Source organism: Labilibaculum sp., from assembly GCF_041595635.1.
Taxonomy (GTDB): Bacteria; Bacteroidota; Bacteroidia; order Bacteroidales; family Marinifilaceae; genus Labilibaculum.
Genome location: NZ_JBFHJW010000082.1, coordinates 1 through 16,324 on the forward strand (window position 1 = coordinate 1; position 16,324 = coordinate 16,324).

The 16,324-nt window shown below is 33.9% G+C and carries 12 protein-coding genes; 6 read left to right on the plus strand and 6 right to left on the minus strand.

Going from position 1 to position 16,324, the window contains the following annotated elements; translation table 11 throughout:
* The 3 genes from ABYT26_RS16040 to ABYT26_RS16050 form a co-directional block, all read left to right on the plus strand.
* The coding region (locus tag ABYT26_RS16040; protein ID WP_372755741.1) for an efflux RND transporter periplasmic adaptor subunit at positions 1-411 on the plus strand (411 nt) is incomplete at its 5' end.
* Positions 412-420: 9 nt separating this feature from the next.
* On the plus strand, positions 421-3,858 hold the full coding sequence (locus ABYT26_RS16045; RefSeq protein ID WP_372755743.1) for an efflux RND transporter permease subunit: 3,438 nt from the start codon (positions 421-423) through the stop codon (positions 3,856-3,858).
* Positions 3,859-4,211: 353 nt separating this feature from the next.
* Complete coding sequence (locus ABYT26_RS16050; RefSeq protein ID WP_372755745.1) at positions 4,212-4,802, plus strand: hypothetical protein; 591 nt, start codon at positions 4,212-4,214, stop codon at positions 4,800-4,802.
* Between the two features lie 27 nt (positions 4,803-4,829).
* Here ABYT26_RS16050 and ABYT26_RS16055 read toward each other — a convergent pair whose 3' ends face one another.
* From ABYT26_RS16055 to ABYT26_RS16070, 4 genes are all read right to left on the minus strand, one after another.
* Positions 4,830-6,242 (minus strand): family 16 glycosylhydrolase, encoded by a 1,413-nt coding sequence (locus ABYT26_RS16055; protein WP_372755747.1) that lies wholly within the window; start codon positions 6,240-6,242, stop codon positions 4,830-4,832.
* A 106-nt stretch (positions 6,243-6,348) separates the two neighbouring features.
* Positions 6,349-7,065 carry an energy transducer TonB gene (locus ABYT26_RS16060; RefSeq protein ID WP_372755749.1) on the minus strand — a complete coding sequence of 239 codons (717 nt, stop codon included), beginning with the start codon at positions 7,063-7,065 and terminating at the stop codon, positions 6,349-6,351.
* Between the two features lie 270 nt (positions 7,066-7,335).
* The gene (locus ABYT26_RS16065) at positions 7,336-7,803 is read right to left on the minus strand and encodes a toxin-antitoxin system YwqK family antitoxin (protein WP_372755751.1); all 468 of its coding nucleotides are present in this window, start codon (positions 7,801-7,803) and stop codon (positions 7,336-7,338) included.
* Between the two features lie 9 nt (positions 7,804-7,812).
* Positions 7,813-8,184 carry a carboxypeptidase-like regulatory domain-containing protein gene (locus tag ABYT26_RS16070; RefSeq protein WP_372755753.1) on the minus strand — a complete coding sequence of 124 codons (372 nt, stop codon included), beginning with the start codon at positions 8,182-8,184 and terminating at the stop codon, positions 7,813-7,815.
* A 214-nt stretch (positions 8,185-8,398) separates the two neighbouring features.
* Between ABYT26_RS16070 and ABYT26_RS16075 the strand changes: the two genes are divergently transcribed.
* On the plus strand, positions 8,399-9,103 hold the full coding sequence (locus ABYT26_RS16075; RefSeq protein ID WP_372755755.1) for a ComF family protein: 705 nt from the start codon (positions 8,399-8,401) through the stop codon (positions 9,101-9,103).
* Here ABYT26_RS16075 and ABYT26_RS16080 read toward each other — a convergent pair.
* Positions 9,100-9,804, minus strand: a complete 705-nt coding sequence (locus tag ABYT26_RS16080) for a response regulator transcription factor (protein ID WP_372755757.1) — start codon at positions 9,802-9,804, stop codon at positions 9,100-9,102. The genes ABYT26_RS16075 and ABYT26_RS16080 overlap by 4 nt on opposite strands.
* A 24-nt stretch (positions 9,805-9,828) precedes the next feature.
* Entirely contained in the window at positions 9,829-10,866 is a 1,038-nt protein-coding gene (locus ABYT26_RS16085; protein ID WP_372755759.1) for a sensor histidine kinase, read from the minus strand.
* Positions 10,867-11,463: 597 nt separating this feature from the next.
* On the opposite strand from ABYT26_RS16085, the gene ABYT26_RS16090 reads away from it, so the two are divergent.
* Together ABYT26_RS16090 and ABYT26_RS16095 are read left to right on the plus strand one after the other, a co-directional pair.
* Complete coding sequence (locus ABYT26_RS16090) at positions 11,464-14,208, plus strand: TonB-dependent receptor domain-containing protein (RefSeq protein ID WP_372755761.1); 2,745 nt, start codon at positions 11,464-11,466, stop codon at positions 14,206-14,208.
* A gap of 38 nt (positions 14,209-14,246) precedes the next feature.
* Positions 14,247-16,241, plus strand: coding sequence for a hypothetical protein (locus tag ABYT26_RS16095; protein WP_372755763.1), 1,995 nt, complete (start codon positions 14,247-14,249; stop codon positions 16,239-16,241).
* Positions 16,242-16,324: the final 83 nt, after the last annotated feature.

A 16,324-nucleotide genomic window follows, 5' to 3' on the forward strand; every position in this document is an offset into this window, starting at 1 on the left:
GAATTGGTTGAATTGAATTTTCCCGCAATTAACTTTCAAACTCAGGCCAGCATTACCAGAACATCAGATGTGATTGATCCGGGAAACCGAAGTTTTAAAATTCGCGTTAACTTAAATAATCCTGATCATAAGATTAAACCAAATCTTATTTCGGTGGTAAAAATTAAGGATTTCGAAGTAGAAGATGCTTTGGTGATTCCCTCCATTATCGTAAAGAAAGATTTTGAAGGAAGTTATTTGTATGTGGCAAAAAAAGAAGGAGAGCAGCTTGTGGCGCGAAAAACATATGTAAATATAAGTAGAACTTACAATAATATTTCTATGATTGACTCGGGTCTTTCTTTTGGTGATCAGATTATTACAGAAGGATTCTCTCAGGTTGTAAACGGATCTCTTGTGAGTCCAAAATAAGCTTTAAAAATGGATAAAAACAAAGATACAAGCACTATTGAGAACATACAGAGAAAGTTTACACCTACATTTCTTGCTCTAAAAAATAAGAATTCTATTTTTATTTTAACGGCAATACTCTGCATGTTTGGCTGGTTTTCCTACCAAAGTATGCCTCGTGAATACTTTCCGGAAGTGGTCATTCCCAACATCATGATTTCAACAGTTTATCCTGGTAATTCACCTGTTGATATTGAAAATCTGATTACAAGACCCATCGAAAAAGAACTAAAATCACTAAAAGGGGTCAAAAAAATGTCATCGGCATCCTACGAGGACATGAGTATTATTGTGGTTGAGTTTACTACCAATGTGGTGGTGAAACAAGCTTTACAGGATACCAAAGATAAGGTCGATAAATCTTTAAGTGAATTGCCTGACGATTTAGATAGTGACCCAAGTGTGGAGGATATCGATATTGCTGATTTCCCCATACTAAATATTAATCTATCAGGAGATTATGGCTTAGATGATTTGAAGGAATATGCAGAAGACCTTCAGGATAAATTCGAATCTTTACCCGAAGTATCCGAGGCAGATATTAAAGGAATTGATGAGCGTGAAATTAAAATTAATGCCGATTTGCATAAAATGGAAGCAAACGGGGTTTCTTTTAATGATATAGAAACAGCTATTTCTGATGAAAATGTGACCGTTAGTGCAGGAACATTAATTACCGATAATACACGAAGAAGTATTCGTACAAGTGCCGATTATACGACTATAAAGCAAATTGAAAATACCATTGTTAAAGTGGCAAATGGGCGAGTTGTTTACCTTAAAGATGTGGCAGAGGTTGAAGATGGTTATGAAGAACTTTCTTCCATTTCCCGATTGAATAATCATCCAGTAGTATCTCTTTCCATTGCCAAAAAATCGGGCGAAAACCTTTTGGCTGCTACCGATCAAATCTATAAAATTATTTCGCAGGAGAAAGAATTGGGCAATTTGCCTCGTGGTTTACTGGTAACTGTAACCGATGATACTTCGGAAGATGTGCGTGGTCAGGTGAGCGATCTTGAGAATTCAATTATTATGGGTATGCTTCTGGTAATTTTGATTTTGTACCTATTTATGGGACTGCGAAATGCTCTTTTTTCTGGATTAGCGATTCCAATGTCAATGTTCATTTCCTTTATTGTTTTGAATGAAATGGGTTACACGGTGAATCAAATGATTCTATTTTCATTGATTTTGGCCTTGGGAATGTTGGTTGATAATGCCATTGTGGTGGTCGAAAATGTGTATCGACTTCATCAGGAAGGTTTTTCGAAGTTGGAGGCTACAAAACAAGGCGTTAGTGAGATTGCCGCACCTATCATTTCATCTACAGCAACAACTTTGGCGGCCTTTTTTCCTTTACTACTTTGGGGAGGAGTTATGGGTGAATTCATGAAATATTTGCCAATTACCCTTATTATTGTTTTGTCGTCGTCTTTGTTCGTGGCACTGATTCTAAATCCTGTTTTTACTGCCACTTTCGTTAAAATAGATGATATCCATGCAAAGATGAATACGAAGAAATTTTTGATGATTTCCGCTGCATTTTTCATAGGTTCATTACCTTTTTATGCTTTAAAGATTTTTGGGGTATTCGATACTTTTGTAATGGCAAATTTACTGGCTTGTATAGCCTTTTTAATTCTTCTTAACTTGTTAGTGTTAAAGCCATTTGCGCGTTGGTTTCAACTTGTATTTTTGGTTGTACTCGAAAATTCCTACGAGAGAACACTTCGTTTTGCTTTGAAAGGAATTCGTCCATTACTTTTCTTTTTGGGAACTTTTTTACTGATGATTCTTTCTATTGGTTTTTATTTTGGAAGTAATCCTCTTGTGGTTTTCTTTCCCGATAACGATCCAAAATCGATTTACATTACCATGGAACTTCCTTTAGGAACAGATATACATAAGTCCAATGAAATTTCGGTAGAGGTAGAAAAAATCGTGAAAAATACCATGGAACCTTATAAGGATATTATTCGATCTATTTCTACTAATGTTGGATCCGGAAAAGGAGGAATGTTTGCTAGTAGTCGTTCGGCTAACAAATCACTAACAAGTATTTCTTTTGTGGAATATAAGGAAAGAGGTGGTGTGAGTACTTCGGAGCTGATGAAAAAATTAACAGCTAATTTTAAAGGTTTTGTAGGAGCTGAAATTTTTGTGGAAAAAAATACAGATGGTCCTGATGTTGGATATCCTATTAATATTGAGGTTTCGGGTGATGATTTTGAACAATTACTTATTCAGGCTAATCGTATGAAACAGAAGTTAAACGATGAAAGAATTCCAGGAGTGGAGGAGTTGTCGCTCGATTTAGACCAAGGAAAACCTGAAATGCTCATTCATATCGATCGTGATAAAGTACGACGTTTTGGTTTGTCTACAAATCAGGTTGCACGAGCTCTTCGTAATTCTTTGTATGGTACGGAAGTCTCAAAATTTAAAGATGGTGAAGATGAATATGATATTATGCTTCGCCTGGCCGATAAATATCGATATGATGTTCCTTCCTTAATGAATCAGAAAATTAGTGTGATGAGCCCAGTTAGCAATACAATGGTTCAAATACCAATATCTTCGGTGAGTAATTATAGTTACGGATCTACCTACGAGCGAATTAACCGAATTGATAATACACGTGTGGTAACAATTTATTCGAATGTAGAGGAAGGATTTAATGCCAACGAAATTAATGCTAAAATTAGATCTGTTTTAGCTGATTTTGAAATCGCGAAAGGGTATTCCTATAAATTAACGGGTGAACAGGAGGAACAGGAAGAAACATCTGCTTTTCTAATGCAAGCATTACTAATTGCACTTTCTTTAATTACTTTGATACTCGTATCGCAGTTTAATTCAGCAATTAAGCCATTAATAATAATGATTACAGTACTATTTAGTACGATTGGTGTATTTCTGGGTTTAGGAATTTTTAATATGCCATTTGTGGTTTTAATGACTGGTATTGGTATTATTTCCTTGGCAGGAATTGTTGTAAATAATGGAATTGTTTTGATCGATTATATCGATTTGTTGCGCAAGCGGAAGATAGATAAAATGGATACAAAGGATCCTAAGTATTTAACTGCACTTGAGGAAGTAGATTGTATTGCACAAGCCGGTAAAACAAGGCTACGTCCTGTAATGCTTACTGCAATTACAACCATTCTTGGATTGTTACCATTGGCTTTGGGCATGAATTTTAATTTCTTTACATTGTTTAGTGAATTCAATCCTTACCTATCATTCGGAAGCGATAGTACAGCTTTTTGGGGACCTATGTCGTGGACCGTTATATTTGGTTTAAGTTTTGCCACATTTTTAACCTTAGTAATTGCACCAGTCATGTTTCGATTGTCTACACAAATAGAACATCGACTTTATAGATTGTTTTCGAAAAAATAAAGAATTGTATTCTTTAAAAGTAAGCTCGCTTTTGTGTAGGTTTTTTTATTACTGATACGAAATTTATTTTGGTTCTATATTGACTTTTTTTACGCGGGCTAAAAGATGATTTATATATTATTTAAACAACAAACATAATTTATAAATGTCTGATAGAATTGGTTTTGCTGAAAAGTTATTAAAAATTAAAATTAATTTTTAATCATGAAAATATATTCGTTTATCTAAAAAAAATGTGAGTAAATAAAAACACCTATACTAGGTTTGTTCGAAAACATAACATTTCGTAAATTACTCATTACAAAAATTTTACAGAAATAAGTCGTTAATTTGTTCTTACAAACACTCAAATCATGGAAATAATATCAATCATATTACAAGTTTCAATTTTGGCGGCACTGGTTTTTCTGATCTCCTTTTTACTTCAGGAAAAGAGAAATTCCATTCGGGATTTGGAAGTAGAAGATGTTACTAAGGAATCGAAAGAATTGGATATGGATGTAAATAATTTTTTCGATAAACGAGAAGAGTTTCTTCGTGTTAATGCTTTTTTCATGAAAATTTTATGTGAAAAGAAAAGCAAGAGTAATTTTAAGAAATTACAAAAGGAGTTTCTCGATTTAGGAACTAAATTGTATTATTTAGCCTCTGAAAGAACAGTAAAGAAATTTTTAGAATTTAAATCTTTGAGCTCCTTTGTGGAAGGAACCGTTCATGAACATAAAATTGCCTTACTTTGGTTTGCTGAGTTTAATCTTCTTTTGCGTTCTGATTTAGGACTTGAAACCTCGCCAGGTCTAATAAAAGACTACTTGAATATTATTCTTACTTTTTGGGACGATGAAGAAATGGAAAAAGAGGAATTGGATGACTTAAAATCTCAACTAGCCGATTCAATTGATAATTACTTTAGTGTATTTAATGTTGGAACTTCATTAAATTAAAGAAGAGCCTTTAAAGGCTCTTTTTTATTATTCTTTTGCTTGGTAGCAGCGTACCCAATCAATTTCGAAACAAGCATTTACGTTTGGCTGTTCTTTTGTAATATTCATGCTAAAATTTAAATACATGGGGTCCTGTGGAACTCCTTCGCTTTGAGTTTTAACTACCACATCATTTATTTTCCAAACCAATTTATTTTGAGTCCATTCCAAGCAATAAATAAAATATCCTTTCGATAGATCAACGCCTTTTACTTTAGTTTGATGCTTATTCAATTTTTTTTCATTTCCCCAATAATTTCCTATCTGAAGCTTACCATCTTCCAAACTCTTAAATACATCGATGTGTGGTAATTTTTGATCACTAACCATCCAAAACGAATGAGTTACCTGATTAGGATTGTTTAGTTTTATTTTGGCCTCGAAACGACCAAATTTTTGGCGGAACGATTTTCCTGTACTAATAATAGCCGAGCTATAATCAAACTCAGTAGGAACAAATCCCATAGAAGGATCCCATTGCAAACCTTTTACAGTTTCTTTTCTTGCTTGCAGAAGAACAGAAGAAGTTGAATAGTCGATATTTTGGCCTTCGGTAAAACATTGTAATTCCGACTGAAGATTATATCCTTTATTCAGCAGTTCCTCACCCCAGAAATATTTATTGATCCATTTTTCTGCCTGTAATGGTTTTGAATCGAATTCATCAGAAAAGCTAAGTTCCCACTTATCCAGTTCTTGAAATGGATTTTTAGTAGCTAGTGCAAAGTATTTTTTATACTTATCAGACTCTTTTAGTTGTAAATATTTTTGAAGTTTTTGATAATCTTCCGATTTTTCAAATCTCTTTTTATCTAATAAATAGGCTTTTTCTTTCTGAAATTCGTCGGAACTAATTTTCTCTTCCAATTGTAAGTATTGGTTTAATTCGTTCGAACCTTCCAATGCCTTGTAGGTTTTATATGATTTGGATTTTTCGAATTTGAAAAATTCCTTAAGAAGTTGTGACGATTTTAATTTTGTAAATTCGTTGAATTCTTCCGATTGGGTTTTTTTAGAAAAACCTGCCGAGTGAATGAGAGCATCTAGTTCCTTGTAACGTTTAATTTCATCAGATACTTTAGTAAGTTCGAAAGTTGATAATTCACTAGAATCTTTTAAACGAAAATAAGTTTTGAATTTTGAGGACCGCTGAAAGCGTTTAAAGTTTTTTTCGTCTTTAAAAAGAGTACTCTTTTTATAGCTTTTATTTTCTATGGATTTTCTGTTGGTTTTGAATCTATCCGCTAAAACATAAGCTTCAAGGTCACGATAATCTTTTAATTCTTCAGAAATAGAAAAGGATTTAAATTCCTCGAAGTCCTTTTGAAGAGCATCTCTTTTTTTTTCAATACTTAAAGTATCAGAAGCTTTACGAAGTCTATAGGCTAAAAAAAAGTTCATAGTGAAATTATTTTTGATAGTACAAAACAAGTCTCTAATTTAATTATTATTAGGTAATAATCAATAATATAATTTTATGCTATATCAGTTTACTGATAAAAAAGTTTTATTGCCGAACAAACTGATAGGTTATTTTACCAATTTGCTGGGCTGGACTACTAGTACTTACGTTGAATCTGGTTTTACGAGAAGCTTGCAATGCAGCATCGAACAAACAATCATCCTGTACACCCGATTCCTGATTAAGAATACTCGATTGAATGACTCTACCAGATTGATTTACTACAATTTGAACTGCAATTAAGCCTTCACCTTCGCATTTAAATACAGGAATGGGCAAATACACTTTATGCCTACCTTCCAAGTTGTAATAAACGCTGCTTGGACCACTGTATTCAATACTTTCCAAAGAATCAAGAAGTTTTTGTTTTTCTTTCGCTTCGGCAGCGCTTATACTGTCATTAAGAAACTCTCGGATGTCATTAGATTCACCGTTGGCTGCATCATCAGATCCTAATTCGTCCAGATCTTTTCGAACTTCATCGATTAGTTGATCCACTTTTTGTTGTGGGTCGTTTTGTGATTTTGCAACGTTTTGGTTTACGGCAATGGAGCGAAGAAGTTCATCTACACTTTTAGAAATTTCAGAATTTTTTTCTTCAAGGGCTTCTTCTATTTTCTCTTTTTCTTCTTTAAGTAATTGTTCGCTTAGTTCAAGTGGTATTTCGATGGAGATTTCTGATTCAAGAAAGGTCTTTTTTGTATTTAATTTAAAAAGTAACATGAGAATAAGTAAGAACATGTGAAAAGCTATTGTTCCCATTACACCGTATTTATTCCTTTTTAGAAATGCCAGAAACTCAGAAAAGAGAAAGTTTATAGACTGAATAAGCCAGGTTTTACTATTTCTTACTATTTGATAAAAGGAATTCATTAAATTTTATGCTTTTCGGATTGCTATTGATCTTCGAGTGCTGCCAATACAAAATTATTAACAATTTTGATCTATTTCATTACAATCAAAAAGAATAAACAAAAAAAGTCGCTTAATTTACCATTAAGCGACTTTAGAGAACTATAATTATTGAATTTACTAAAACTTACGTTCTTTAAGAAGGTTACCGTTTTCATCCCAGATGTACCAGTTGCCTACTTTTTCTCCATTTTTATATTCCATTTCATATCTTTTAACGCCATTGTCGTCCCAGATATACCATTTTCCATCTTTTTTATTTCGCTTGTAATTGGCTTCTGCTATTTTCACTGAATTATTATTCCAGGTAATCCAGTTGCCGTCCATTAAACCATTCGTATAGGATCGAACTTCTTGAACTTTTTCATTTTCGAAAAAAAGTGTGATTTTCCCGTTTCGCTTTCCATTCTCTATGTTCATTTCAATTCGCTTATTACCACTATCGTAAAATTCGGTATAGCTTCCTGTATAAAGATCTCCTGAACTTGTATAATACAAACCTTCCACTTCCTCAATTACCTGAGAGATGGCGTGGTTGGTAAATAGGCAAAATAATATGCCTAAAACGATTTTTATTTTTTTTCTCATCAATAAAAATTAATCCTTTTTTAGCACCAAGCGAATAACATTATTTACAGCATTCACGTTCACATCTTTTAATTTATTGTCGCTATACGAAATGTAGTTTGATAAGATGTTGTAGTTTCCTGGAACCACATTTGAAATGGTAAAGTTCCCATCAAAATCAGTATAAACAGTTTCGCTCGATCCTTCGAATCGTATGGCTACACCAGTTAGCGTTTCACCAGTTTCATTATCTAAAACTACTCCAGATAGACTGGTTGTTGCGACTGATGCCATTTCGGCGCGGTTCATTTCTTTATCGCTCACAGGCGTAACTACTTTCACTGCTTGGCTTTCAAGACCTAAAGTAAGTAGTGCTACAAAAAGGAAGATAATTTTTTTCATTTTTTTAGTTTCAAGTTGCAGATATTAAATACCTTATTATTTTTATAATTAACTTAATCTTCTTATTTTGAAAATGGATTTACAAATTGATATTTGTATCATTTCCTACACAACAAAAATAGAGTAGTTTGATTCATAGTCGATTAGTATAAGATTATGAAACCATTAAACAAGCGTTAAATTTTTATTGAGAAAATATTACAAAACTAGTTTTATGAAGGTAAGTCATTCAATATCGATGTATTTTAATGATTTTCTGAACTTATTTTATCCTCGATTGTGCGAGGCATGTGGAAATTATTTATTTAAAAATGAGGAAACAATTTGCACTAGGTGTTTATTTCTTTTGCCCAAAACAGATTTTCATCTAGAGAAAAATAATCCCGTTTCCATTCTTTTTTGGGGAAGGGTAAATATAAGTTATGCCACTTCGTATTATACATTTCACAAGGGGAGCCAATTTCAAAAGTTGATTCACAAATTAAAATACCACAATAAAAAGGAAATTGGAATTGCTTTAGGAAAGCATTTTGGTGAAAGTTTAAAAAAATCGGATTTTTTTAAGGATATCGATCTTATAATTCCAGTTCCTTTGCATCCTCGAAAAGAGAAAATTCGAGGATATAATCAGGCGCATATGATTGCCATTGGCTTGGGGCAATCGATGCAAAAACCGGTCGAAATAAATAATTTAATTCGCTTAATTCATACCGAATCCCAAACACGAAAAAGCAAATTAGAACGTTGGGAAAATGTAGATAATATTTTTGACATACAACTACCTGATAATTTATGCAATAAGCATATTTTATTGGTCGACGATGTAGTAACAACTGGTTCAACACTAGAATCGTGCGCACGTGCTATACTAAAGGCAGAAGGTGCAAAAGTTAGTATTGCTACCCTTGCTTATGCTTAGTCTACATCTACAAATTTATAACCAACTCCCTTGATGGTTTGGATAAAACGCTCGCCAATTTTCTCGCGTAGTTTTCGAATGTGAACATCGATGGTTCTGTCACCAACAATAATTTTTTCTCCCCAAATGGCTGCATAAATTTCATCGCGGGTGAACACTTTCTGTGGACGAGAGACCAATAAAAGCAATAATTCGAATTCTTTTCGAGGTAAGGAGAATTCTTTTCCATTTTGGATGATGAGATAACGTTCTCGATCGATGGAAATATTTCCTATGGTAATAAGGCGTGTAGAAGAATTAGAGGCATCATCGGAAATGCGACCTGATCGTTTTAAAAGAGCATTTACCCGGCTAATAAAAACTTTAGGTTTTATGGGTTTGTTAATATAATCATCGGCACCTGCTTCGAAACCTGCAATTTGTGAATAATCCTCTCCGCGAGCTGTTAAAAAGGAAATAAGTACATCTTGAAAATCAGGAATTGATCTTATTTTTTCGCAAGTTTCAATGCCGTCCATTTCTGGCATCATTACATCTAAAATAATAAGGTGAGGATGAAACTTTTTTGCTTTTTCGATGGCTTCTAAGCCATTTTCAGCTGTTGAAACCTGAAAACCTTCTTTTTTTAAATTATAGCTAAGAAATTCAAGAATATCAGATTCGTCGTCGACCAATAAAATTTTGTAATTGCTACTTTCCATGGTAAGAGTGCTTGTTTAGTTTTATTATTTTGCTTTTTCAAGAGTGAATGTGAAACTTGTACCTTCGCCATAGGTACTGCTTACATTAATGTTTTGGTTGTGTGCATCGACAATGTGTTTTACGATAGCCAAGCCTAGACCTGAACCGCCCATATTTCTTGATCGACTTTTATCCACTCGGAAAAAGCGTTCAAATATACGGGGTAAGTTATCTGCTTCGATACCAATTCCATTGTCACGAATCTCAAGTAAATAATTTTTATCCATACTCATCACTTCTATATGAGTTGTTCCTTTGTTGCGACCATATTTAATAGAATTGACAAGTAGATTGTTGAGAACCTGAAAAATTTCCTTTTTATCGGCGTATACAAATTTAGAATTCTCTTTTTCTTGTGGAAAAATAAGTTTGATGTTATTTTTTTTAGCGCGCATTTCTTGCATTTCAAGAACTTCGTTGATCAAATCGATAATGTTAAATCGTTCATACATCAATTTAAGTTCTCCCGATTCTAATTTAGAAATTACTTCCAAATCTTTAACAATAGTAATCATTCGATTGATACTTTTTTCGGTTCGCTCCAAATACATCCTATTGATGGTTTTGTCTTCTAAACCACCATCTAAAAGTGTAAGAATGTAACCTTGTATATTAAAGATGGGTGTTTTTAGTTCGTGAGAAACATTTCCAATGAATTCTTTGCGGTATTTTTCCTGTTTTTTTAATTGAGCAATTAGTGAACCTCTTTCTTCGCTCCATTCCAGTACATCCATTTCAACAGCATGAAGAGCATCGCTAGTTTGTACTTTCTCTGCCAAATCTTTATCAATTACCTGAGTGTCGTGAATGGTTTTGTAGAGAATCCGGATTTTTGAATATAAAAACCGATTTACGAGATATTTGCTTATTTGGTGTATAAGTATACCAGAAATAAGGCCTAGTAGCACAATATAAATAACATGAAAGGGAAGGACGTAACTGATACATGATATTACCATAACCAATATAGTAACCAATATACTCAAGGAAAGGGTAAGCTTTTTCGATGAAATCAATTTCATATGTAGAGTTAGTTCTTAGTTAATTCTTCTGGACAAAGTTGAGAATAAGCAAACAAATTTAGCTTAGAAAAAGTCAATATTAATCGCGATTCTTTCGTTTTTTCAGAGGTACAATATTTAAATAAAAGTAAGATAATTAAAGATATTAACGTTAATTTTTCATTAATCTTATTGTTATATAAGGCATTGAATCTTAACAAAATCTTAATATTTAAGACATAAAAAGATTTCCACTTAGTCAATAATTCTTGTAAAAATGACTTCGAATGAGATGGATAAAATCCGAATTTTCTCAAAATAGTACTTCATATTTTTTTTGTAACAGAACCGAAGCAATATTGTAAGACAATTGTAACATAAGGATGTAAATTACAATTAAAGAGGATGATAGTAGTTGTTTGGTTTTCCATAATATACAGATAATTAACATCAAGTTTAAGAATAGTTTACATAGCGTTTATTACCTAACTTACAATTAACATGAGCTGCCGAGTTTGATAATTTTTACTTAAAGAGGTCTTAGTATTCCGATCATATTTCTTTCCTAACATCGCAATGTGAATTAGAAAGAAAATGTATTGACTTATTTTATTAAAAATGATTAAACAATTATTCCTAGTAACGGCACTCGTTTTTTCTTCGCTTTGTTTGCTTGCACAAACAGGAAGTGTAAGTGGAAATGTAAAGGATGGAAAAACGGGAGAAGCATTAATTGGAGCATCGGTGTATGTAGATGGAACAACTATAGGTACGGTTACCGATTTTGATGGAAACTATCAGCTCCCAAATGTTCCGGTAGGAACGCATGTTATAAAGTGTTCTTTTATATCCTACGAAACATCTTCGAAAGAAAATATTACTGTAGAGGAGGGAAACTCGGTGAATATTAATTTCGAAATGGGAACTTCAACTGTAGAATTGAACGATGTGAAAGTGGTTGCCAAAGCCAATAGAGAATCGGAAGTTGTTCTATTAATAGATCAAAAAAAATCGCTTGGAATTAAGCAGTCGATAGGTGCTCAGGAACTGGAATCACAAGGTGTTTCGGATGCAGCAAGTGCAGCCTCTAAAATATCCGGTGTTACCAAAAATGAGGGTTCTGGTGATGTATATGTCAGAGGATTAGGAGATAGATATTTATCAACAACAATGAATGGTTTACCGATTCCATCGGATGATGTTGAGAAGAAGAATATTGATTTGAATATGTTCTCTACTGATTTAATTAAAAATGTAAGTATCAACAAAACGTATTCGGTTGATAATTATGGAGACCAGGCTTCGGGGAATATTGATATTGTTTCGAAAACTTATAGCGATAAAATTTCGATAGGTCTAACTACTAAAGTAAATACAAACGTATTGAAAAGTGGTGTTTTTAATAATTTCAAAACCACTCAGAACTATAATGATGTAAGTTTTGGTTTTTACAATCAACCGAATAGTACAATTAGTAATATTACTGATCAAAGTTGGAATACCGAAACAAGAAATATTCCGATTGGTTATGACTTTTCAATTTTAGCAGGTAAGAAATTTAAACTGTTCGAGAAAGATTTAACGGTGTTTGCAACGCTATCCCACGAAAGTGAAGCATCACATCACCAAGGCTTATATAAAAAATATAGAACGAATATATTGTATAAGTCATTTACCGATGCCGAAATTTATAAAACAGAAATAAGTACGACCGGATTGGTAAACCTTACCTACGATTTTAATGCAAATAATAGTATCAACCTTAACAGCGTTTGGGTTCACAAATCTTCCGATGAACTGTATGAACAAGGAAGAAATGGTGAAGGTTATGTTTTCGATCAGGATCCACAAGAGGAAGGTGCCTTTGTAAGAGATCAAAATCTTAAGGAGAGTAGTTTACTGATTAGCCAATTATTAGGAAGCCATAAAATTGGAGATTACAATAAGCTAAACTGGGCTCTTGCTTACAATACAGTTAAAGCCGAGGAGCCAAACCGTATTCGTAACGAAGTAAATATTCTTGATGAAAATACGGTTCAATTTTCTCATGTGGGCGATTATCAGCAAAGAAAATCACAACAAAATATCGATGATTCCGAAATTAACGGATATGTAAAAGATGAATTAAAATTTATCGATCTGGATGATAGGAAGCTGAAATTGAATTTTGGAGGAAACTTTAGAATGAAAGAAAGAGATTTTAACTCCTTATTTATTGGTGTAAAAGCGAAAGGTGTTCAGGTTTCTTCCATCGATAATTTAGATGAAGCATTGCTAGATGAAAGTATGTACGATGATGGCACCTTAGTTTTAAAGGAAAGAGATCCTGACTTGTACACTGCTAATTTGGATTCTTATTCTGCTTATGCAAATACGGTTTTTCAATTGAATAAACTATCGGGTAATATTGGTGCTCGTTACCAACAGGATGAGCTGGATATAGATTGGGATGTTGCAAATTATGTGGGTAGAACGGGAAGTCTTTCCAATAGCTATACTAATGTTTTGCCTTCCTTAAATTTAAAATATCAGTTAACTGATAAAGCTGCCATTCGTCTTGCTGCGAGTAAAACAATTACACTACCCGAATTTAAGGAGTTAGCTCCATTCGAATATGTTTCTCCTACCGGTCAGGTTATAAAAGGGAATCCTGATTTAATTATTTCGGAGAATTACAATTTCGATTTAAAGTGGGAAGTCTTTCCAACTCCGAAACAATTAATTTCTGTATCGGGATTTTATAAAAAAATTAACGATCCTATCAATCTTACCTTAACAAGAGGTTCATCGGGTTACTTTATTTACGAGAATACCGGCGAGAAAGCAGATGTTTACGGCCTGGAGCTAGAAACACGATTTGCGATTATAAAAGCACAAACTACCGAAATGCCAGAGCTAAATTTGGTGCTAAACGCTACTAAAATGTGGTTTACGCAAGATCTTCTTGAGGATTACCAATACAATAATAAAACAGAATCAGACTTACAGGGAGCATCCGATTTGATTTTTAATGGTACTGTGAGCTTCTCGAATAATAAGGAAAAAGAATTTCAGCTCGCTCTCACAGGAAACTATTCGTCGGATAAGATTTTTGCCTTAGGTTCTCCTGAAGATAATACTTATAGCGACACATATTTTAATAACGAAATTATTGAAAAAGGATTTGTTACTCTTGATATGGTAATTAGCAAAAAGCTATCAGATCGATTCTCTATTAAATTTTCCGGAAAAAATTTACTGAATCCAACAATTAAGCAAACACAAATGCTTGAACCGATTTCGGGGGATGCTTCAAATGAAGTTATTCAGTCCTACAAAAAAGGAATTAAGCTGAGTGTAGGTCTTAAAATCAATTTGAATTAGAAAACTAAATAACCTTTATATTCCAAAATTAAATTAAAATGAAAAAGTTAACATTTAAAGTTTTGAGTTTAGCTATTCTAGCTATGCCTTTTTTGTCTAGTTGTTCCGACGATGCTGATGATGTAATAGTAGTTGAAGAAGTAATTCAGTTAATTGAGGAGGGCGAATTGACAGGTACTTTAACCGAGGATTATACTCTCGATTCCAGCGTTCAGTATAACCTGAGTGGTTCATTCATTGTTCCTGATGGTTTAACGCTTACCATTCCTGCAGGAACTGAAATTATTGCCGATAACGGTGGTACAGATGTATATATCGCTGTTTTAATGGGTGGTAAAATTAATATTGAAGGTACAGAATCTAATCCTGTTGTTATGACATCGGTTAACGGAGATGCTGGTGATTGGGGTGGATTAACTCTTTGCGGAAAAGCTGTTACTACCGCTGGTGCTGATTCGGAAGCTGAAGTGGGTGGTTTCATTTATGGAGGATCCGATGATTCTGATAGTTCAGGATCTATCGAGTATTTAGTGATAACCGGTACTGGTGCTCAAATTAATGCCGACTCGCAATACAATGGTATTTCTTTTTATGCGGTAGGTTCAGGAACAATTGTTGAAAATGTTGCTGTAATAAATGGTTCCGACGATGGTGTTGAGTTTTTTGGGGGTACAGTTTCGGTAAGCAACCTATTCCTACAAAACAACGAAGATGATGCGATTGACTGGACAGAAGGTTGGAGTGGTACTGTAACTAATGCTTATGTAGAGCATTCTATCGACGGTTTTTCTACTGTTGTTGAAGGCGATAAAGTAAATAACAATCCTAAACTTGTGAATTTAACTGCTGTTTCTACAACTGGTGGTACTGCTTTGCAATTCAAACTGGAATCGGGTGCTACAATCACAGGCCTATCTTTAACGGGTTACGAAGTAACTATCGATATGAAAGATGATGGAGCATTGTCAAATGTTCAAATTGATGGTGTAGATGCTGATCCTGCAAACAGTTACAATGCAGATGCTACTGTGGATGTAACAAGCTTTTCATGGGTAGATGTTGATGTTCAGACAGTAGAGACTTGGTCTGGTAGCGATTTAACTGGAACTGTTGACGATATTATTACTTTAGATGCTTCTGTTGCCTATTCTTTAACGGGTTCTTTAATTGTAGAGGATGGTGCTTCTTTAATTATTCCTGCGGGTACTAAAATTACTGCCGAAGCTGGTGGTACTGATGTTTATATCGCTGTATTAATGGGTGGTAAAATTTATATTAATGGTACTTCCGATTCTCCAGTGGTAATGTCTTCTGTAAATGCTGAACCTGGCGACTGGGGTGGTTTAACCCTTTGTGGTCAGGCGACTACTACTGCGGGCTCTGATTCGGAAGCTGAAGTAGGTGGTTTTATTTATGGTGGTGAAGATGACGAGGATAACTCAGGTTCTATTGAGTACTTAGTAATTAAAGGAACGGGTGCTCAAATTAATGCTGATTCTCAATACAATGGTGTTTCTTTTTATGCGGTAGGTTCAGGAACGACCATCAAGAATGTTGCTGTAATTAATGGTTCCGATGATGGTGTTGAGTTTTTCGGTGGAACAGTAGCGGTAAGCAATATGTACCTTGAAAATAACGAAGATGATTCAATCGACTGGACGGAAGGATGGAACGGAAAAGTGACTAATGCTTATATTTCTCATACAGTTGACGGATTTTCTACTGTATTCGAAGGTGATAAAGTAAACAACGATCCTCAGTTCGAAAACATAACTGCGATCTCTACAGTTGGTGGTACAGGACTTCAATTTAAATTAGAATCAGGTGCATCAATCACAGGATTATACATGGAAGGTTACGATTATGATTTGGATATGAAAAATGATGGTGCTTTATCGAACGTTCAAATTGAAGGTGCTGATGCAGATGCAAGTTTAGTTGCTGGTGAAACCAGTAAGTATACTTTGAACTCAGGTAAAGATTCCGATCAAGTTGATATTTCTTCATGGTCTTGGATCGAAGCGACTTTGTAATGGGTTCATGGCAGATCGCAAAACAGATAGCTAGTAAGATTAGTTGAAATAAATACAGATGATTACAGAAAGGCAGATCTTTA